At 59.0% G+C, this 19,256-nt stretch carries 17 protein-coding genes; 12 read left to right on the top strand and 5 right to left on the bottom strand.

The window, feature by feature from the left end; translation table 11 throughout:
- Positions 1–206 precede the first annotated feature (206 nt).
- The 4 genes from NE562_RS17385 (at position 207) to NE562_RS17370 (ending at position 4,525) form a co-directional block, all read left to right on the top strand.
- Positions 207–2,129 (top strand): ABC-F family ATP-binding cassette domain-containing protein, encoded by a 1,923-nt coding sequence (locus NE562_RS17385; protein ID WP_280963683.1) that lies wholly within the window; start codon positions 207–209, stop codon positions 2,127–2,129.
- The gene (locus tag NE562_RS17380) at positions 2,126–2,884 is read left to right on the top strand and encodes a YdcF family protein (protein ID WP_280963682.1); all 759 of its coding nucleotides are present in this window, start codon (positions 2,126–2,128) and stop codon (positions 2,882–2,884) included. Before NE562_RS17385 ends, NE562_RS17380 begins: the two co-directional genes overlap by 4 nt.
- A 119-nt stretch (positions 2,885–3,003) precedes the next feature.
- Positions 3,004–3,525, top strand: a complete 522-nt coding sequence (locus tag NE562_RS17375; protein WP_280963681.1) for an RNA polymerase sigma factor — start codon at positions 3,004–3,006, stop codon at positions 3,523–3,525.
- Positions 3,500–4,525 (top strand): DUF4179 domain-containing protein, encoded by a 1,026-nt coding sequence (locus tag NE562_RS17370; RefSeq protein ID WP_280963680.1) that lies wholly within the window; start codon positions 3,500–3,502, stop codon positions 4,523–4,525. Before NE562_RS17375 ends, NE562_RS17370 begins: the two co-directional genes overlap by 26 nt.
- 68 nt (positions 4,526–4,593) lie before the next feature.
- Here NE562_RS17370 and NE562_RS17365 read toward each other — a convergent pair whose 3' ends face one another.
- A complete protein-coding gene (locus tag NE562_RS17365; RefSeq protein WP_280963679.1) occupies positions 4,594–5,658 on the bottom strand; it encodes a sensor histidine kinase in 1,065 nt (354 codons plus the stop codon).
- Between the two features lie 250 nt (positions 5,659–5,908).
- Between NE562_RS17365 and gap the strand changes: the two genes are divergently transcribed.
- Together gap and NE562_RS17355 are read left to right on the top strand one after the other, a co-directional pair.
- The gene (gene gap, locus NE562_RS17360; RefSeq protein WP_280963678.1) at positions 5,909–6,922 is read left to right on the top strand and encodes a type I glyceraldehyde-3-phosphate dehydrogenase; all 1,014 of its coding nucleotides are present in this window, start codon (positions 5,909–5,911) and stop codon (positions 6,920–6,922) included.
- Between the two features lie 247 nt (positions 6,923–7,169).
- Positions 7,170–7,847, top strand: coding sequence for an N-acetylmannosamine-6-phosphate 2-epimerase (locus tag NE562_RS17355; protein ID WP_280963677.1), 678 nt, complete (start codon positions 7,170–7,172; stop codon positions 7,845–7,847).
- Between the two features lie 17 nt (positions 7,848–7,864).
- Here the strand turns inward: NE562_RS17355 and NE562_RS17350 are convergent, their stop codons facing one another.
- Entirely contained in the window at positions 7,865–8,668 is an 804-nt protein-coding gene (locus NE562_RS17350; protein WP_280963676.1) for a MurR/RpiR family transcriptional regulator, read from the bottom strand.
- 154 nt (positions 8,669–8,822) lie between these two features.
- Between NE562_RS17350 and NE562_RS17345 the strand changes: the two genes are divergently transcribed.
- The 5 genes from NE562_RS17345 (at position 8,823) to NE562_RS17325 (ending at position 13,363) form a co-directional block, all read left to right on the top strand.
- Complete coding sequence (locus tag NE562_RS17345) at positions 8,823–9,824, top strand: Gfo/Idh/MocA family protein (protein WP_280963675.1); 1,002 nt, start codon at positions 8,823–8,825, stop codon at positions 9,822–9,824.
- Positions 9,825–9,887: 63 nt separating this feature from the next.
- The gene (locus NE562_RS17340) at positions 9,888–11,291 is read left to right on the top strand and encodes a PTS mannitol transporter subunit IICB (RefSeq protein WP_280963674.1); all 1,404 of its coding nucleotides are present in this window, start codon (positions 9,888–9,890) and stop codon (positions 11,289–11,291) included.
- 70 nt (positions 11,292–11,361) lie between these two features.
- Positions 11,362–12,009, top strand: a complete 648-nt coding sequence (locus NE562_RS17335) for an HAD family hydrolase (RefSeq protein ID WP_280963673.1) — start codon at positions 11,362–11,364, stop codon at positions 12,007–12,009.
- A gap of 18 nt (positions 12,010–12,027) precedes the next feature.
- A complete protein-coding gene (locus tag NE562_RS17330) occupies positions 12,028–12,468 on the top strand; it encodes a PTS sugar transporter subunit IIA (protein ID WP_280963672.1) in 441 nt (146 codons plus the stop codon).
- A 1-nt stretch (position 12,469) separates the two neighbouring features.
- A complete protein-coding gene (locus tag NE562_RS17325) occupies positions 12,470–13,363 on the top strand; it encodes an ROK family protein (RefSeq protein WP_280963684.1) in 894 nt (297 codons plus the stop codon).
- A gap of 166 nt (positions 13,364–13,529) precedes the next feature.
- On the opposite strand, the gene uraA is transcribed toward NE562_RS17325, so the two are convergent.
- Genes uraA through rnr form a run of 3 tightly spaced genes read right to left on the bottom strand, consistent with a single transcriptional unit; the run spans position 13,530 to position 17,984 of the window.
- Positions 13,530–14,807: a uracil permease gene (gene uraA, locus NE562_RS17320; protein WP_280963671.1), complete on the bottom strand. Its 1,278-nt coding sequence runs from the start codon at positions 14,805–14,807 to the stop codon at positions 13,530–13,532.
- A 38-nt stretch (positions 14,808–14,845) separates the two neighbouring features.
- Positions 14,846–15,703 (bottom strand): patatin-like phospholipase family protein, encoded by an 858-nt coding sequence (locus NE562_RS17315; protein WP_280963670.1) that lies wholly within the window; start codon positions 15,701–15,703, stop codon positions 14,846–14,848.
- A 40-nt stretch (positions 15,704–15,743) separates the two neighbouring features.
- Positions 15,744–17,984: a ribonuclease R gene (rnr, locus tag NE562_RS17310; protein ID WP_280963669.1), complete on the bottom strand. Its 2,241-nt coding sequence runs from the start codon at positions 17,982–17,984 to the stop codon at positions 15,744–15,746.
- A gap of 283 nt (positions 17,985–18,267) precedes the next feature.
- Here rnr and NE562_RS17305 point away from each other — a divergent pair, with 283 nt between their 5' ends.
- The gene (locus NE562_RS17305) at positions 18,268–19,170 is read left to right on the top strand and encodes an AraC family transcriptional regulator (protein WP_280963668.1); all 903 of its coding nucleotides are present in this window, start codon (positions 18,268–18,270) and stop codon (positions 19,168–19,170) included.
- Positions 19,171–19,256 lie beyond the last annotated feature (86 nt).

Raw genomic sequence — 19,256 nt, 5'->3', positions numbered from 1 at the left:
CCCTACTAGCTCGGTGATTCTCTTGTTTTTTCCTATGCGTTTCCCTTAACTAAATGACATTGGATACATGCTCCCTGTTTTTTGTCAAATTGAAGCTTTGCTCCAATTTGACATTTTACAGCGCGCTGCGGCGCGAAGAACGTCATGCAACCAGCAATCGCCGCTCCGGCGGCGATTTTCTATTCCCCAAGAAAGGAGGCCGGCCCATGGCCGACATTTCCGTACAGAATTTAACCAAATACTACGGCGACCGCCTGATCCTGAAGGAGCTTACGTTTGACATCCAGCCCGGTGAAAAGGTCGCGATCCTCGGCGCGAACGGTACGGGCAAAACCACCCTGCTGAATATTCTGACCGGCCGCCTCCCGTACGACGGCGGCTCGGTCTCGCTTGGCGCGGGAAAATCGGCGGGCATTATCGACCAGATGCCGGATTTCCCGGAAAATGCTCTGGTGGAGGATGTGCTCCGTCTGGCGTTCCGCGAATCGGATGAAATCCTCGCGGCCATGGACGAAACGACCGACGAAATGCTCCGCAAGCCGGAGGACGCTTCGCTGCTCAAGCGCTACGCCGCGCTAGAGACCCGGCTGGACGCGCTCGGCGGCTATAACCGCGATTACGAGGTAGACCGCGTCTGCAACGGTTTGGAGATTCCCGCCGAGCAGCGCCGCCAGCCCTTCCGCCTGCTTTCGGGCGGCGAAAAGACGCGCATCAATCTGGCCCGCATCATTTTGGAAAAGACCGATATCCTGCTGCTCGACGAACCGACCAACCACCTCGACATGGACGCGGTGAACTGGCTGGGCGAATATCTGGAAAGCTACCGCGGCACCGTGCTCACCATTTCGCACGACCGCTATTTTCTTGACCAGTGCTGCGACCGCATCATCGAGCTGCACGACTGCACCTGTGAATTTTACGCGGGCAACTATTCGTTCTACGCGGTCGAGCGCGAGCGCCGCCGCGAGGAACAGCTCCGCCACCATGAAAACGAGGCCGCCGAAAAGCGCCGCCTGGAGGATGTGGCCCGCAAAATGCACGAGCATGGCACCGAGCACCTTGCCAAGCGCGCCGCGTCCATTGAAAAGCGCATTGCCCGCATGAAGGTGACCGACCGACCCAAAACGGATAAACAGATGAGCGTTTCCTTCGGCGATCCCAATTACGAGACCGAGGAAGTGCTCAAAATCCGCGACCTATCCAAAAGCTACGAGGGACGCACGATTTTTAAAGAGCTGTCGTTCAACATCCGCAACCGCGAGCGCGTCGCCATTTTGGGGCCGAACGGCGCGGGCAAAACGACCCTGCTGCGCGTCCTTCTGGGCGAAGAAACGGCGGATACGGGCACGGTGCGCAAGGGCATTGGCCTGCGGCCCGCCTATTTGCCGCAGCAGGTGCACTTTTTAAACCCGCACCGCAACCTGATTGATACGCTGATCTACGATAAGAACGTCACCATGCAGACCGCGCGGTCGCGCCTCGGCGCGTTCCATTTCTCCGGCGAGGATCAGTATAAAACGGTGGATATGCTCTCCGGCGGCGAAAAAAGCCGCCTGCGCCTGTGCGAGCTGATGTATGATCCGCTCAACCTGCTCATTCTGGACGAACCGACCAACCACCTCGATCTTGCTTCCCGCGAATGGATTGAGCAGGCGGTCGAAGCGTTTGACGGCACGCTGCTCTTCGTCTCGCACGACCGGTATTTCGTCGAACGGTTCGCCACCCGCGTGCTGTATCTGGAAAACGGCGCCTTTACCGATTTTCTGGGCAGCTACGAAGCGTTTTTGAATTACCGCGACAAGGGCGCCGCCCCGCCGCCGCAGGCCGAACCGGCGCAGCGGGCCAAACGGCCGTCGGCACCGACGCTGGACGACGTGCCCCCGCCGCCCGCAAAGCCCCGCAAAACGGGCGGCACCAAGAATTTGCAAAAGCTGCTTTCCTCCATCGAGCGCGAGATCGCGCAGCTTGAGCGGCAATCCGCCGAGCTGGAACAACAGATGGTGGAGGCTTCGTCCGATTCTCAGCGCCTTTTGGAACTGATGACGGAGAAAGAGCAGTGCGACGAGCAGCTCACCGCGAAAATGGAAGAGTGGGAAGCGGTGTCGACCGAGCTGGAGGAGCTGCAATGAAAAAGATTTTTGTAAACGGCTGGGCGTGGCTTTCGCTCGCCTTCGCCGTCTGTGCGGTCGCTTGCATTCCGTGGGCGCCCACCCGCTTTGGCGCGGTGTTTTTCGGCGCGCTTGCCGTGGGCAGCGCGGGCGAGGCGTACTTTATGCACCGCCGTGGGAAAAATAAGGGGTACCGTATGATCGCAATCGCCGGGGCCGTGTTGTTTTCCCTGTTTGTCCTTTCCTTTGCGGGCATTCAGTTCGTGATTCAGCAGGGCATGCAGGAGAACGACGAGATAGAAGCCGATTACCTGTTCGTCCTCGGCGCGCGCGTTTATGAGGATGGTCGTCCCTCGGCCGCGCTGGTTGCGAGACTCGACCGGGCAAAAGACTATTTAGAGCAGTATCCGGCCGCCAAGGCCGTGCTCTGCGGCGGTCAGGGCGATAACGAGCCCCTGCCCGAGGCCCGCGCCATGCAGACCTATCTGCTGGCTAGTGGCGTTGCGGAGGATCGCTTGCTGATCGAGGAAGCCTCGCGCAACACCATTCAAAACATTGCAAACGCCAAGGCCATGCTGGACGAGCTGGGCGATTCTTACACGACCATGGTCGTGTCCAGTGATTTTCACTGCGCCCGCGCCCGCCGCCTGATGGTGCACGCGGGGCTGGAGCCTTACGCCATCCCCGCCGAAACGCCCTATCTGGCCCAGCGCCTCGTTTTGCGCTGCCGCGAATACTGCTCCATTTTGGGGCTGATGGTTTCGGGCCGCTGGTAAAATCCAATACACAGAGGGACGGCTTCCTTGCCAAAGGAAAAGCCGTCCCTCTTATTTTTATGAGCACGCGGGGACTTTTTGCGCCCTCCGATCGTTTGATAGGTAAGGAGGTGGGACGGATGGAAAACCATGCACCGCCCGGCGAGGCGCAGCCTTTTACCGAAATATATGGCCGAAACGTCGACGCGGTATACCGGCTATGCTATGTGTATCTGAAAAACCGTGCCGATGCGGAGGACGCCGTACAGGCGGTGTTTTTAAAACTGCTGCGTTCGGGCACAAGCTTTGCGGACCGCGCGCATGAACGGGCGTGGCTGATCACAACGGCAAAAAACTGCTGCCGCGATATGCTGAAATCTTGGTGGCGGCGGCAGCGCGTCGATCTGGAAACGCTGCCCGAACCCGCCGCGCCGGACGGCGGCGGGGCGGAAGGCGAGATGCTGGAACGGCTTTTCGCACTTCCCGGGAAATACCGCGTCGCGTTATATCTTTTTTACTGGGAGCAATATTCCGTCAAGGAGATCGCGGCCATGGTGGGCAGCACGGAAAGCACAGTACGTTCCCGGCTGCAACGGGGCCGCAACCAATTAAAGCTGGATCTAGGAGGGCTGACAGATGGAAAGAATGTTGAAAAAGCTTGACCCGACAGAGGAACAAAAACAGCGTATGCTGCGCGGCATCATGGAACAGTACACAGCCTGTGGAGAACCGCGCAAGCCGCCGCGCAAACGCTGGCGCACGGCGGTTCTCGCGGCGGCCATCGCCTGCTGCCTGATTACGACAACCGCGTTCGCCGCGGTACAGTTGGGGCTGGACGCCGCGTTTGTCCGCTTTCTCCATCCATCGAGCGACGAGCAAAAGCAGCAACTGGAGAGCGGGGCCTATCTTGTAGACCAAACGGCCCAAAACGCAAGCGGGGCCGTTACCATAAAGCAGGTCGTCGGCGACAGCAACCTTGTGTATATCCTCATGGAGCTGACCGCGCCCGAGGGCACGGTTTTGGATAAAGCGCGCTACCGGTACGCGGACTTTGATCTGGATCTGGGCGAGGACATGCGGGGCATGCGCAGCACGGGCTTTATCAAACTGGAGGACGAGAACGGCGCGGACAATCAGATCAGCCTAATCATGGAGATCATGACAGACCGTTCTTTGGCGGGGCAAAAGGCGCGCCTGACTCTTTCCGACCTGCAAGGGGCCGATGCCTTTCCGGGCGAATTTGAAACCGTGCTGGCGGGCGAGTGGCAAGTTTCGTTCCCGCTGGACTTTACCGATTGCTCCACCCAATACGAGGTGAACCGCGCAATGACTATGCTGGGCGAGGCGGCGACGGTCCGCTCGGTCACGGTATCCCCCATTGCGATCACGCTGCGGGTTGATAGCCCGGCGCTGCGGCAGATCTACGCGGAAAATCACCGCTGGCAGGAGGTCGCGCCCAATGAATATCTGGATGATTTCCCCATCACCATCCACTATGCGGATGGGACAACGGAGACCACCAAGATTTTTAACGGCCTGACCAACGCGGATTACTTATCCGGCGAACTGCTGACAATCAAGACCTTTGAAAATGTGATAAACGACAAAGCGATCCGGTCCATTACCTTTTTTGACGAGCAGATCGAGCTGACACAGCCGTAAAATGCATAATCGATAGAAAAAGCAAGGATTCACGCGCTCAGGCGCGTAAATCCTTGCTTTTTTCGTTCTTATAAAACCGAAAGCTCAAGCACTTCGGGCGGAAAGCTGGGAACGATCGGCGGGGCGTGCAATTCGGTATCGGCAAGCGACGGCGACAAATGCGAAAGCACCAAATGCAGCTCGCTGCCGCCGCCGTCGCGCGGCGAAAGCAGCAGGCTGCCGCCGTGCAGCCGCGCGACGTGCTGCACATACGGCAGGCCAAGGCCGAGCTTTACGTTATCCCGGCCGAGGGCAAGATATTCTTCATAGGAAAAGGGGCGCTGCCAGCCGCTCAGCAAAGTGTCGAACAGGGCCGCGTCCAGCCCGGGGCCGCGGTCGGCCACGGTAACGGAGGGGCGCGCCGGATCGTCGTGCACGGTCACTTCGATCAGGCCGTCCGCCGGCGAAGCCTGCACCGCGTTGGTCAGCAGGTTGTACACCGCGCGGCGAATTAGGTCGGGTTCGGCGATCAGGCGGCACTGTGCGGGCGCGTTAAGCACGATGCGGCGGTTCGTGTGTTCCTGCGTGTTGCGCACCGCCTCGCCGCACAAAACGGAGAGATCCTCCCAGTGCAGGTTGAGCTGCTCGGTGGAAAAGGGTTCGTGCAGCGTGTCGGAGTGGTTGTAGGTGCGCAGCATACGCATGCACTGCCGCCGCATATGCTGGGCAAGCGCGGGGTCGCCCACCTGCTCGATATCGGGCAGGATGGAAAGAAGGAATTGCGCGGTTTGCATGTGCAGCACACGCAGGCTTCCATCGTACTGGACGCGGTCGTCCTTTAAAAATGCCAGAAGCGCGCCCTCGCGGTGCGGCAATAGTTCCAAGCGGTACTCCGCGCCGTCAAGCTCTTCCAAAACCGTTCGCGCGGCTTTTCGTTCGATGCAGTCCCGCAACGCGGCGGCGGCGGTTTCACTCAGCAGCTGATCGACCCGTTCAAGCGGGTGCAGGCCGGTGAGCCGGGCGGCAGCCTGGTTGCAAAATTCAATGTGCATCGTCGGCCCGACCATGACGAGAGCCGCATCCGAAAGGGCGGTCCGTCCGAGCAGCGCGCGCAACGTATCACTGTCGAGCTGGGCAAAGAAAGTTTCGGCCATCTTTATCCTCCAAAAATAAGAGAGCGCCAATTTCGTGTGTATAACGGCGTTCCCATGCAGCAATACTATATTTTGTGGCGTACTCTTATTATACCACTACGAACCACAGTATTGCAAAGAAAAATAAACAAAAACCGGCATAGATATGATAAAATTTTCACAAATATTACACCTTGCGGCATAGTGTGGCGATAGTGTATAATAAGAACATCGACAGAGAATCAGTATTTTTTTAGGAGGATCACTGCAAATGGCTATCAAAGTAGGTATCAATGGCTTTGGCCGTATCGGCCGTATGGTTTTCCGCGCGGGTCTGAAGAACCCGAACATCGAGTTCGTCGCGGTTAACGACCCCTTCATGACTCCGGACTACATGGCGTACATGCTCAAGTACGACACCATGCATGGCCGGTACGACGGCACCATCGCTTATGACGACAATTCCATCACCGTAGACGGCAAGAAGGTTCTGTTCTTCGCCGAGATGGATCCCAAGAATATTCCGTGGGGCGAGGCCCAAGCAGACTACGTTGTTGAATCCACCGGCGTTTTCCTGACCAAGGAAAAGGCGCAGGCGCATATCGACGGCGGCGCTAAGAAGGTTATTATGTCCGCTCCGTCCAAGGATGACACGCCGATGTTCGTTATGGGCGTCAATCAGGATACCTACACCAAGGATATGACCTTTGTTTCCAACGCTTCCTGCACCACCAACTGCCTCGCTCCGATCGCCAAGGTTCTGGACGAAGCGTTCGGCATCACCGAAGGCCTGATGACCACCGTGCACTCCGCTACCGGCACCCAGAAGGTCGTTGACGGCCCCTCCAAGAAGGACTGGCGCGGCGGCCGTGCGGCTACCGGCAACATCATTCCTTCCTCCACCGGCGCTGCGAAGGCTGTCGGCAAGGTTTACCCCAAGCTGAACGGCAAGCTGACCGGCATGTCCATGCGCGTTCCGACGCTGGACGTTTCCGTTGTTGACCTGACCTGCAATCTGGCCAAGCCCGCTTCCTACGACGAGATCTGCGCCGCTATGAAGAAGGCTTCCGAGGGCGAGATGAAGGGCATTCTGGGCTACACCGACGAGGACGTTGTTTCCTCCGACTTCCTGGGCGACGAGCGCACCTCCATTTTCGACGCCAAGGCCGGCATCGCGCTGACCGACACGTTCGTCAAGGTCGTTTCCTGGTACGACAACGAATGGGGCTATTCCAACAAGCTGCTGATGCTCATCGAGCACATGGCTTCTGTTGACAACGCCTAAGTGATATAATCAAACACCCGCTTTCCATGTTTGGAAAGCGGGTGTTTTTTGCGTTTATACGGGTTTTTGGGCTACCTGTATTGGTTTCCGGGTCATAAATTAGGCAATTAGCTGAATTCGCGTGCAAAATGTCCAAAAACGGCTGGATGATTTGTACAGGGAACAGCTTGTTTCCATCTTGACGAAAGTATTTTCATAAAATATAATAAAGATAAAAACAGTACCAGAAATATTAAGGAGGCATAACATGCTGGATCGGGTCAAAGGCGGGCTGATCGTATCCTGTCAGGCGCTGCCGGAGGAGCCGCTGCACTCCTCGTTTATCATGGGACGCATGGCGCGCGCGGCGGAAGAGGGCGGCGCCGTCGGCATCCGGGCGAATACCGCGGCCGATATCGAGGAGATCGCCCGCAACACGGCGCTTCCCATCATCGGCATCGTCAAGCGCGACTATGCGGATACGCCGATTTACATTACGCCCACCCTGCGCGAAATAGAAGAGCTTGCCGCCACGCCCTGCGCCATGATCGCGCTGGACGCGACGGCCCGACCGCGTCACGCGGGACAGCGTCTGGAGGATTTTGTGAGCGAAGCGCGCCGCGCCGCGCCGGGCAAGCTGCTGATGGCGGATATCGCGACGCTGGAAGAGGCGGTACAGGCGGAGGCGCTTGGTTTCGACTGCGTTTCCACCACCCTGATGGGCTATACCGCGCAATCGGAAGGCCATAATATCGCGGACAATGAGTTTGCCCGCCTGCAAGCGATTTTGCAAGCGGTACGGGTGCCGGTCATTGCCGAGGGGCACGTCGATACCCCGGCCAAGGCCAAGCGGTGCTTAGAGCTGGGCGTGCACGCCGTCGTTGTGGGCGGAGCGATCACGCGGCCGCAGCTGATCACAAGATCGTTCGTCGAAGCGATGGCCTGAGCGAAAAAAAGCAAGCATTACCGGTTGAATAATGCTTGCAGCGCTTTTTTTCGGTTTTCACGGCACTTGGGGTCCTCAAGCAGCCGGTACGTGATGGCGTTAATCAAAAACAGCAGCGGGAGCTGCGAATCGATAAAGTTTTCATCCCCGGTCTGGCGGATATCGCCGGCCAGCAGGATCGTATCCGCGATGCGGGCGAGCGGGGCGCGGCGGGCCTGCGTCAGCGCGCAAACATGCGCGCCCACCGATTTGGCGATCTCGCAGGCGCTGACGACCTCGCGCGTTTCGCCGGAGTTGGATACCGCGATGATCAGGTCGCGGTTCGAGAACAGGCTGGTCTGCACCATCATCAGGAAGCTGTCGGTCATCGCGGTCGAGGTAAAGCCCATTTGCACCAGCCGCATGTTGAATTCGTTGGCCGTCAGGCCCGAGCTGCCCAGACCAAAGATCAGGATTTTTTTCGCGCTGTGGATTTGCGCGGTGAATAGGTCGAGGTCGGCGGCGGTCACCAGTTCGGACGCGGCTTCCAGCGTGCGCTGGTAATAGTGGCACATGCGCTGCATGGTCTCCTCGGGCGCCTGCATGGGCGCGCCTTCGGCGGATAAAAGCGTTTGAAATTCAATATAATTGCGGTAAGCAAGCTTCTGGCAAAACCGGGTAAGCGTCGAATTCGAGGTGCCGGTCGCTTGCGCCAGTTCCATACTAGAGATACCGGCCGCTTCTGCAGGATGGGCGGTAATGTAGGCGGCGATCCGCTGTTCGCTCTTGGATAGCCGGTTTCCATAGACCTGCAACCGGTTTTGAAAACTGAGATCAGCCATGTTCACCCTCCTGTTCATCAGTCCCTACACATCATGATAGTATACGGCGCGCCGGATTGCAACAGAAAAGTGGAAAATAGCATGGTTCCCTGTCGGACAAAGCGTTTTCGCAGCGCTTTTAAAATACGATCACACATAAAAAGGAGATTTCATCATGAGTAACGAGATTCAGGTCGGCGTAATCGGTTTTGGCCAGATGGGTCAGGTACATGCGGGCATTTACAACAAGCTGCCGGGCGTAAAGCTTGCCGCGGTGTGTGAGTATAGCGACGAGCGGCGCGCCGAGGCGGAAAAGCAATACGGCTGCAAAACCTACAAGGAATACAAGGACCTGCTGGAAGATCCCTCGATCGAGGCCGTATCGATCGTTTTGCCGGACAACATGCACCGCGAGGCGGTTGAGATCGCGGTGAAAAACCGCAAGCACATCCTGCTGGAAAAGCCTCTTGCCAAGGAGCTCGCGGACGGCGAGGCCATGTACGAGATCACCAAGGATTATGACAAGGTGTTCACCGTCGGCTTCCTGCTTCGCTTCGATCCGCGCTTCAACCTCATCAAGCAGTCGCTGGACGCGGGCGAGCTGGGCGATATCATCCATTTATACTGCCGCCGCAACAGCCCGATTGTCGGGCCCCGCCGTTATATCGGCGCGTCCGACCTGTCGATGCACGTGATGATCCACGATATCGATTACATCAACTGGTTCATGGGCTGCAAGCCGGTCAAGGTGTATGCCAAGGCGCGCAGCGTCATGCTCAAGGAGCACGGCATGGACGATGTGATCTACGCCCTTGTGACCTATGAAAACGGCGCGATTGCGTGCATGGAAGCCTGCTGGGTGCTGCCGGAAAATTCGCCCACGATCATCGACGATAAGGTCGAGCTGGTCGGCACCAAGGGCACGGTCTATGTGGACGCGTGCGATAACGGCGTGCGGTTCGTCACCGGCCAGCGCGTTTGCTACCCGGATTCCCGCCACTGGTACAACGTCAACGGCGCGCCGTCCGGCGACCTGTCCGAGGAGATCATGGCCTTTATCGGCAACATCGTGAACGGCACCAAGTCCATCATCACGCCGGAGGACGCGCTCGGCTCGCTGCGCGTGGTGGATGCGATCGAGCGGTCGATCGCCGAGGGCGTCGAAGTATCCCTGTGATCCCGCGGGGCGCGGTCCCGCACAAAAGATAGAGAAGGGCTGTTTTGAAGGAGGGTAAAAGAGATGTCAGTACGAGTACAAATACAAAAGTTCGGCAGTAAGCTCAGCAGTATGGTAATCCCTAACTTGGGTGCGTTCATCGCTTGGGGCCTGCTCACCGCGGTGGGCATCGCCATCAACAACGACATGATGCGCAGCTTTATCACGCCCATGCTCAACTACCTGCTCCCCATCTTGATCGCGTTTGCGGGCGGCAAGATGGTGTACGACTATCGCGGCGGCGTGATCGGCACGGTCGCGACAATCGGCGTCATCATCGGTTCCAGCGTGACGATGTTTATCGGCGCCATGATCCTTGGCCCGCTTTCCGCGTGGCTGCTCAAAAAATTCGATCAGCTGATCGACGGCAAGGTGCCGATGGGCTTTGAATTGCTCGTCAACAACTATTCGATCGGCATTTTGGGCGCGATTCTCGGCGTGTTCGGCTGCGTCGTACTGGGTCCCGCGATTTCCTCGCTCACCACCGTGTTCGCGGGCGGCGTTGATTTTCTGGTCAAGAACGGCCTGCTGCCGCTCACCGCTATCCTGATCGAGCCCGCCAAGGTGCTGTTCCTGAACAACGCCATCGGTCAGGGCATCCTCACCCCCATGGGCACGACGCAGCTCGGCGAGCTGGGCAAATCCGTGCTGTTCCTGCTCGAATCCAACCCCGGCCCCGGCATGGGCGTGCTGCTCGCCTATATGCTGTTCGGCAAGGGCACCTCGAAATCGTCCGCTTGGGGCGCTTCGATCATCCACTTGTTCGGCGGCATCCATGAGATCTATTTCCCGTTTGTTTTGATGAACCCGATCCTGATCCTGCCGCTGATCCTCGGCGGCGCGGTCGGCACCTTCCTGTTCAACCTGCTCGGCGTCGGTCTGGTCGGCGTGGCGTCCCCGGGCTCCATCATCTCGATCATGATCATGTCCTCCCCCGGCGATCATTTCAAGATCTGTCTGGCCGTCGCGGCGGCCTGCGCGGTCACGTTTCTGCTTTCGATCCCGCTGGTCAAGCGCGCGGGCGGCGGCGACGATTCCTCCCTCAAGGAAGCCGCTAAGACCATGAACGAGCTCAAGGGCAAGAAGAGCCGCATTTCCGCCGTGTTTGAAGGCGACGGCGCTGCGTTTGATTTTGCTTCCGTCACCCGCGTCGCCTATGCGTGCGACGCCGGCATCGGCTCTTCCGCCATGGGCGCCACCGTTTTGCAGAAGAAGTTCAAGGCCGCCGGCCTCGGCGATGTGGAGGTGTTCCATATCGCGGTGGAAAACCTGCCGACGGATTGTCAGGTCGTCGTCACGCAGGAATTGCTGCTTGACCGCGTCAAGGGCGCGCAGCCCGATGCGTACTGCATCGCGGTGACCGATTTCCTGAACGCGCCGGAATACGACGAGCTGATCGCAAAGGTCAAGGCTGCAAAGGGCAAATAAAAAAACGCAAGGGGAAGGCCGCGCACGATGGCCGGCCTTCCCCCTTACCTGTAGAGAATAGGATGTACGTATGCTGAAAGCGATTATAATGGATTTCGACGGCCTGATCGTGGATACCGAGGTCGTATGGTACCATATTTACGTCGAATGGTTTAAAAAGCATAAAAACTACGATATGTCGGTAGAGGAATTCCTGACCTGCGTCGGCTCCAACGCGGAGGAGCTTTTCCAAAAGCTCGACAGGCAGGGCATCCATGTGGACCGCGATGCCTTTGTCCGCGATACCCAGCAGCGCTTTATCGAGGAAAGCGGCGCGCTGCCCGCCAAGGACGGCGTGGCCGACTTTATCCACGCGGCGCGGGACAACGGGGTTAAGGTCGCGCTCGCGACCTCCTCCGGGCGCAAAAAGCCGGAAACGCACCTGCGCCGTCTCGGTCTGCTGGAGGATTTTGATTTGTTCGTCACGGCGGAGGACGTGACCCGGATCAAGCCCTTCCCCGACCTGTTCCTGACCGCCGCGTCCAAGCTGGCGCTTTCGCCGGGGGAATGTCTGGTCGTGGAGGATTCGCTCAATGGGTTAAAGGCGGGACAGAACGCGGGCATGCGCGTGTTGGTCGTGCCGAACGATGTGACAAAGCACTGCAAATTTGAAGGCGATCTTCGTGTGTGCGATTCTCTCGCGCAAGTGGATTTTAACGCGCTGATGGCTGAGTTTTAAGGCTTGGAGGAACCGGAAATGCTGGAAAATATCACGGAAAAGGACATACGGATCGGCGTCCGGGCCGAGGGCTGGGAGAACGCGATCCGCAAAGCCGCGGCCCCTCTTCTGGAGAACGGCGCGATCGAACAGAGCTATATCGACGCGATGGTGGAATCGGTGCATAAAAACGGGCCGTACTATGTGCTGTCCAAGGGGCTCGCGCTCGCGCACGCAAGGCCGGAATGCGGCGTTAACCGCTTGGCGTTGCAGTTCACCACGCTGGAACCCGGCGTTGCGTTCGGCGCGGGCGATAACGACCCGGTGCGCCTGATCATCACGCTGGCCGCGACCGATAACGACAGCCACCTCGACCTATTGGGCGAGCTGGCCGATGTGCTGATGGACGACGGCCGGCTGGAAAAGCTGTGCGCAGCGCCTTCGCCGGAAGCGTTTTTAAAGCTGCTCGCGGGTGAGTGAGATGGTCCTATGCTTCGATATCGGCGGTACATCGATCAAATACGGGCTGGCGTATGACCCGGGCAATGAAATCCGCTTCGCGGAGCGCTGGGAAATACCCACCGAAGCGGCGCGTTTGCGCGGCCCGGGCATCGAGCGCAAAATCGTCGAGCTGACCGCCGCGTTAAGCGGCCGACAGGAGCTGCGCGGCGTCGCGGTATCGACCGCGGGCATGGTCGATCCCGCGTCTGGCAAGATCGTGTACGCCAATGAGAACATTCCCGGCTACACCGGCTGCAATGTGAAGGCGGCGGTCGAGCGGGCGGTTCATCTGCCCTGCGCGGTCGAAAACGATGTGAACGCCGCCGCGCTGGGCGAGTACGCCTACGGCGCGGGCCGGGGGCGCGGCAGTATGCTGTGCCTGACGGTCGGCACCGGCATTGGCGGCGCCGCCGTGCTGAACGGCGAGATTTGGCACGGCCATGCGTATTCTGCGGGCGAAATCGGCTATATGCTGGTGAACGGCAAGCCGTTTCAGGATCAGGCGGCTACCTCCGCGCTGATACGGCAGGTGGCGCAGGCGACCGGAGAAGCGCTGGACGGCAGGCAGATCTTTCAGCGCGCGCGGCAGGGCGACGCGGCCTGTAACCAAGCGATCGATACCATGTGCGCCGTGCTGGCGCAGGGCATTGCAAACTGCCTGTGCGTGCTCGATCCGGGCATGGTCGTGCTGGGCGGCGGCGTCATGGCGCAGGCCGCGTTCTTGCGGCCCCGGCTGATGGAGTATTTGCAGCGGTATGCCAACCCCTACATTTTAGCGCATACCACCCTTTCCTTCGCGGAACTTGGAAACGACGCCGGCATGGCGGGCGCATATTACTTGTTAATGCAGCAAATAAAAGGGGCTGTAAAATAAGTTTCCACAAATAAATAGAAAACTGTTGCAAAGCGAAGAATGTTACCAATTTTGTCATTCTGAGGAGCGAAGCGACGAAGAATCTCGCGCGAACGCGCGTTCGCGCGAGATTCTTCACTTCGTTCAGAATGACATTTGGATACTCTTCTATTTTGCAACAGTTTTTTTACTCCTGCGTTTCCGCGAGATCGTTGGAGATCTTGAGCTTATCGAACGCGTAGAGCAGCAGGCTGAGCAGCATGCCGACGATGGCGGCCAGCGTCATACCGGAAAGGGATACATTGCCGAGCTGTAGGGTTACGCCCGACAAGCCGGTGACAAAGATGACCGAGGTCAGGATCATGTTGCGGTTGCGGCCATAATCCACATGGTTGTCCACTAAAATGCGCAGGCCGGAGGTGCCGATCATGCCGTACAGCAGGAACGAGATGCCGCCGATTACCGGGCCGGGAATGGTTTGAATGAGCGCCGCGAACGGGCCGATGAACGAGCACACAAGCGACAGAATCGCCGCGCCGCCGATGACGCGCACCGAATACACCTTGGTGATCGCCATCACGCCGATGTTTTCGCCGTAGGTCGTGGTCGGCACCGAGCCGATCAGGCCGGAGACCATGGTGGAAAAGTTGTCCGCAAACAGCGAGCGGTGCAAGCCGGGGTCCTTCAAAAGGTCGCGGCCCACGATCTTGCTGGTCACGAGCTGGTGGCCGATATGTTCGTTGGCGATAACCAGAATGACGGGCAGAATGATCAGGATGGCTTCCAGATTAAACTTCGGCGTTTGAAAATTCGGCAGCTGGAACAGCGGCTGGCGAAACGCGTCCATGATCTGTCCCACCGTTACCACCTTCGTAAGAAGGGCGGCCCCATAACCGCAGATAATGGCGATCAGGATCGGGATGACGGACAGGAACTTACGAAACAGCACGCTTCCCAAAACCGCCACGCCCAGCGTCACGCAGAAGGTGATGACAGTCGCCGTGGTCATTTCGGGGCCGACGACCTTGCCGGTCTCCGCCGCGTTCCCCGCAAGCTCTAAACCGATCAGCGCGACGACCGGGCCCATGGCCGCGGGCGGCAGCACCACGTCGATCCACTTGGTGCCGCATTTGTAAATAATGAAAGCGAGCAGACAGCCGACCGCGCCCACCACGACGAACCCGCCGAGCGCGTAGGAATACCCCCATTTATCAATGACCAGCAGGCCGGGCGCGAGGAAGGCGAAGGAAGAACCGAGGTACGCGGGCGCTTTGCCCTTGGTGATGAAAATGAACAAAAGCGTGCCCACGCCGTTCATAAACAGCACGATCGCCGGGTTGATACCGAAGATAAACGGCACCAAAACCGACGCGCCGAACATCGCGAACATGTGCTGGATGGACAGCGGAATCAGCAGCTTCGCGGGCACCCGGTCCTCCACCTGAATAATTCGATTGGAATGCATGTTCTTTATACCCCTTCTTTTCTTTTATTTTGCCGGGATTAAATTTCCTCTTTATTTGTGAACAGACGCTTTATTTCATCCATGCGGGCGCTTGCCGCGTCGTACCCCATTTGATAGCCCCAAGTAAGCTTATTAACATCCTTTTCAAAACTTTCGAGCTTGGCGGACGGCTGAAGCAGCACGGTATCGCCGGGCCGTTTTTCGGTGAGCCTATGGCAAAAGCAGACCGTGTCGTTATACCGCTTCGGCCGGCTTTCCATGGTATCCGCGAGCTGCGGATATTTGCGTCGCAGCGCGCGCGAGGCAAGGGCGCTGCCGCGCGTCAGCGTTTTCCGGTATTCTGCCGGTTGGGTCAGCACGATCAGATTTTTACGGTTGCCGTCGTGAAGACTTTGAACGATCGGGATCGGATCGGCCAAGCCGCCGTCATAATACATTTCCCCGCCGATGGAAACGGGCGGGAAATAGCCCGGAATGGCGCAGGTCGCGCGCAGCATGGTGCTCGGCTTGTCAAGCTCCATGCCGTTGAGAAATTCGGCCTTGCCGGTGCGGGCGTTCGTCACCCCCACCTTGACCCGCCCCCGATAGGCGTGGAACGTGTCCCAATCATAGGGGATCAGTTCGTTCGGGATGGTGCTGAACACAAAATCAACGCCGAAGATGCTGTGATCGTGCACAAGGTTACGGGGGCCCATATAGCGCTTATCGTTCCGATAGCGGCGCAGCACCTCAAGGTTGCGTCCGCGCTGGCGTGAAAGATAGGAAAACGCGTAAGTGATGCCGGCGGAAACGCCGATCACATAGTCAAACATCAGATCATGATCGAGCAGCGCGTCCATCACGCCGCACGAAAACACCGGGCGGAACGTGCCGCCCTCTAAAACCAGTCCGGGCATAAGACAAAGACCTCCAAGGATATGTGGTAGGGCGTTTGGGTCACCGACGCCCCCGCTTCGCGGGACGGCGCTTTCTGTGGTGCGCGCCGGTGTTTTTGCCGGGGCCCTTGCCGGTGGACGTGCGGTACGGCGGCCGCTCGACGGGCTGACGCGCCTTGTCGGAAGCGGGCAGCGCGCCCTCCGCCGGGCCGAAGTCGATCTGGCCGGTGACCTCGCTCGCGGCGAGCAGCGTCACGGTGAGCGGCGTGCCGATCGTAAAGCGCTTGCCGGTATGCCGTCCCTGCATGCTCATGTGCTGCTCGTCGTATTCATAATAGTCGCCTTCCAGCAGCTCGACGCGCACAAGGCCCTCGCACCCGTTTTCCAGCGCGATAAACAGGCCGAACGGCGCGACGCCGGATACCTCGCCCTCAAAGGTGTCGCCGATAAACTGCTTCATATAGGCGGCGGTGTACAGCTTGTCGATGTCGCGTTCGCAGGTGTCGGCCGCGAATTCGCGCGCGGTCGATTGCTGAGCCGCGTCCTCGCACATCGTTTCATCCGCGGGCGTGACTTCTTCGCCCAAAAGGCTCTTCTGCAGCATGCGGTGGGCGATCAGATCGGGATAGCGGCGGATAGGCGAGGTAAAGTGCAGATAGTACTTGGCTTTCAGGCCGTAGTGGCCGATGCATTCCTCGGAATAGCGCGCGCGTGCCAGACTGCGCAGCAGCAGCATGGGCAGGATTCGCTGCTTGGGATCGCCCTTGGCGCCGTTCAATACGGTTTGCAGCTGGGCGGTGTCCTGCGGCTTGGAGGGATCGACCCGGTAGCCGAACGGGCGCGCAAAGGTCGCGAACACGCGCAGCTTTTCAGGGTCCGGGTTTTCGTGCACGCGGTAAACGGTGGGCCGCTCGCGCCGCACCATATATTCGGCCACGGCTTCGTTCGCTTGCAGCATGAATTCCTCGATCAGCCGTTCGGATTGACCGCGCTCACGGTATTGCAGATCGACCGGCTTGCCCTCGCTGTCAACGACGATCTCGGTCTCCGGGATATCGAGCTCAAGCGCGCCGCGCTCGATGCGGCGGCGGTTCAGCGTCTGCGCGAGCGCGTTCATTCCCTCGATCGCTTCGGTCAGAAAAGCATATTTCCCGCGCAGGTCCTCATCACCCGCGAGGATCTTGTTGACGTTCCGGTAGGTCATGCGCGCGCCCGAGCGGATGACGGACTTGGCAAAGGAAGCCTTATGGCGGCGGCCGTCCTTATCGAATTCCATCATTGCGGAAAAGGCCAGCCGATCCTCGTCCGGATTTAGCGAGCAAATCCCGTGCGACAGGGCGAAGGGCAGCATGGGCACCACATGGCCCGGGTAATAAACCGAGGTGCCGCGGCGGAAGGCCTCCGCGTCCAGCGGCGAGCCGGGGGTGACATAGTGGCTCACGTCCGCGATGTGCACGCCCAGCAGCAGGTGGCCGTTTTCCAGCGTTTCCAGCGATACGGCGTCGTCAAAGTCCTTGGCGTCGTCCCCGTCGATTGTGAAGATCAGCTTGTCGCGCAGGTCGAGGCGTTGGGCCGCCTCCGCGGGATCGACGGATTGCGGCACGCGCTCCGCCGCCGCCGAAGCATCCGCGGGGAATACGTCCTGTACGCCGTTCTCGCGCAGGATGCCCGCGATGCTGGCTTCCATCGTGCCGTCCTCGCCCAGATCGGCGCGAATCTTGCCCTGCGGCATCACGGTATCGCTGCCGTAATACGACACCTCGACCGCGACGCGGTCGCCCACCGAAGCTTCGCCCAGATTCTGGCGGCCGATCGCGATCTCGGGGAACTTTTTGCTGCTCGGCTGTACGAAATAGTCCTTGCCGCGCCGAATGAGCGCGCCGGTCAGTTCGCCGCCCGCGCGCTGCAAAACGCGCAGCACGGCGGCCTCGGTCCGGCCCCGGCTGCCGCCCCGCTCATATACCTTTACCAGCACATGGTCGCCATGCCACGCGCCGCCGCCCGCGTTCGGCGGGATGAACAGGTCGTCCGCCCGTTCGGGGGCGTTTCCTTCCGCGTCGGGCCGCACAAAGGCAAAACCGCGCTCGGTCGCGAGAAAGGTGCCCGCGACGCAGCCGTAGTGCCCGACCTGCGCAAAGCGGTTCTTTTTGTTTTTCATCACGCGGCCCGCCGCGATCAGCCGGTCAAGGCTGTCCCTCAGCGCCTGCTTTTCCGCGTTCGGCAGCGCGCGGCGGATGTCTTCGATCTGCATGGGCTTTGATAGCAGCGCGTAAAGCGCACTGTCCAGTTCATTTGGTTCCATAATCAGCCCTCCCGTTTCATTCGTTCTAGTATACCACAGCGGCAGGCATTTTGAACCGTCAGAATAGACTGAGGCGCTGCTGGTGGTATCATTTATTTAATAACGGTATAATGGCCGTCTGCGGCTATTATACCATTTTTTGCGCTGGATTAAAAGAGGGCCGTACAGAAACGGCCCGTATTACACTGGAAAGAAGCGGATAGACTGCTCCAAAAGAGCATGCACAGTCAAGCGGCGCTGCCGCCGCATATGGTATCCTATGGATACAGGGAGGTGCTTTATTATGCACGCATGGGAACAGATCCAGCTGACCCTTGACTATATAGAGGGGCATTTGGAGGAGGAGATTGATATTCAGGAACTGGCCAAGCTGGCCGCACTGTCGCCGTTTTACTTTCAGCGCCTGTTCAGCCGTTTGGTGAAAAAGCCGGTCGCGGAGTATGTCAAGCTGCGCCGTCTGTTTAAGGCGGCGGAAATGCTGCCGCAATCAAACCGGCGCATTCTGGACATTGCGCTCCAAGTGGGCTTTCGCTCGCATGAACATTTTACGCGCGCTTTTAAGGGAGCGTTTGCTATGACGCCGGAGGAATACCGCGCGCATCCACAGGCGCTAAACCGTATGACAAAACCCGAGCTTGCGCTGCATTATACCTTGATTGACGAGGGCGTGCCGCTCATCACGGACGGCATCGTGCTCGAGGTCGGCCGGCGGCGGCTCGCCGCGCCCCTTTGCTTTGTGGGGGTGGAAAAGCAAATGCCGGTGCGATTCGTCGAGGGCTTGGGCACCGCATCGGGCGTTGATCCGCTGGACGCGCTGTGGCGCGGCCTGCACGAACAAAAGGAAGCGGCGCTGGGCATACCCGAGGACAGCGAGGAGCTTGGGGTCTCCTATCCCTCGCGGGATACGCGGTATTTCACCTACTTTGCGGGCGCTAAAGCGCTGTCCGAAAAGGCTGTGTCCGGCTTTACAAGCTGGCTGCTGCCGCAGGGCGAATACATCGTATGCTCCTTTGAAGCGGAAAGCTTTGAAGCGCTGGTGATGGACGCGCTTTACAAGGCGCAGCAGTATATGTTCGGGGTATGGCTGCCGCGCCATGGGCTGCAAACCGAGCCGTTCTGCGCCGAGCGCTACGCCTGCCACGGCCCGCAGACGACAAGCATGGAGATATGGCTCAAACCGCTGTAAACCCAAAAGCCGCCCTTTGGGGCGGCTTTTCAGGCTGTCGGAAAACTAGTTTTCCGACAGCCTTCGATCGAAACAAAGCCCCATTT

This window comes from Butyricicoccus faecihominis (genome assembly GCF_024462775.1).
Lineage (GTDB): Bacteria > Bacillota > Clostridia > Oscillospirales > Butyricicoccaceae > Agathobaculum > Agathobaculum faecihominis_A.
The sequence above is the reverse complement of the archived record's forward strand: the minus strand, read 5'-3'. Positions and strand labels throughout refer to the sequence as shown.

What these genes read in the sequence shown, in the direction of transcription:
- NE562_RS17315 (WP_280963670.1), bottom strand. Translation starts at nt 15,703, where the DNA reads ATGCCCGGACTGGTTTTAGAGGGCGGCACGTTCCGCCCGGTGTTTTCG.
- NE562_RS17305 (WP_280963668.1), top strand. Translation starts at nt 18,268, where the DNA reads ATGCACGCATGGGAACAGATCCAGCTGACCCTTGACTATATAGAGGGG.
- NE562_RS17340 (WP_280963674.1), top strand. Translation starts at nt 9,888, where the DNA reads ATGTCAGTACGAGTACAAATACAAAAGTTCGGCAGTAAGCTCAGCAGT.
- NE562_RS17370 (WP_280963680.1), top strand. Translation starts at nt 3,500, where the DNA reads ATGGAAAGAATGTTGAAAAAGCTTGACCCGACAGAGGAACAAAAACAG.
- NE562_RS17375 (WP_280963681.1), top strand. Translation starts at nt 3,004, where the DNA reads ATGGAAAACCATGCACCGCCCGGCGAGGCGCAGCCTTTTACCGAAATA.
- NE562_RS17355 (WP_280963677.1), top strand. Translation starts at nt 7,170, where the DNA reads ATGCTGGATCGGGTCAAAGGCGGGCTGATCGTATCCTGTCAGGCGCTG.
- NE562_RS17335 (WP_280963673.1), top strand. Translation starts at nt 11,362, where the DNA reads ATGCTGAAAGCGATTATAATGGATTTCGACGGCCTGATCGTGGATACC.
- NE562_RS17330 (WP_280963672.1), top strand. Translation starts at nt 12,028, where the DNA reads ATGCTGGAAAATATCACGGAAAAGGACATACGGATCGGCGTCCGGGCC.
- NE562_RS17385 (WP_280963683.1), top strand. Translation starts at nt 207, where the DNA reads ATGGCCGACATTTCCGTACAGAATTTAACCAAATACTACGGCGACCGC.
- NE562_RS17345 (WP_280963675.1), top strand. Translation starts at nt 8,823, where the DNA reads ATGAGTAACGAGATTCAGGTCGGCGTAATCGGTTTTGGCCAGATGGGT.
- NE562_RS17365 (WP_280963679.1), bottom strand. Translation starts at nt 5,658, where the DNA reads ATGGCCGAAACTTTCTTTGCCCAGCTCGACAGTGATACGTTGCGCGCG.
- uraA (WP_280963671.1), bottom strand. Translation starts at nt 14,807, where the DNA reads ATGCATTCCAATCGAATTATTCAGGTGGAGGACCGGGTGCCCGCGAAG.
- gap (WP_280963678.1), top strand. Translation starts at nt 5,909, where the DNA reads ATGGCTATCAAAGTAGGTATCAATGGCTTTGGCCGTATCGGCCGTATG.
- rnr (WP_280963669.1), bottom strand. Translation starts at nt 17,984, where the DNA reads ATGGAACCAAATGAACTGGACAGTGCGCTTTACGCGCTGCTATCAAAG.
- NE562_RS17325 (WP_280963684.1), top strand. Translation starts at nt 12,470, where the DNA reads ATGGTCCTATGCTTCGATATCGGCGGTACATCGATCAAATACGGGCTG.
- NE562_RS17350 (WP_280963676.1), bottom strand. Translation starts at nt 8,668, where the DNA reads ATGGCTGATCTCAGTTTTCAAAACCGGTTGCAGGTCTATGGAAACCGG.
- NE562_RS17380 (WP_280963682.1), top strand. Translation starts at nt 2,126, where the DNA reads ATGAAAAAGATTTTTGTAAACGGCTGGGCGTGGCTTTCGCTCGCCTTC.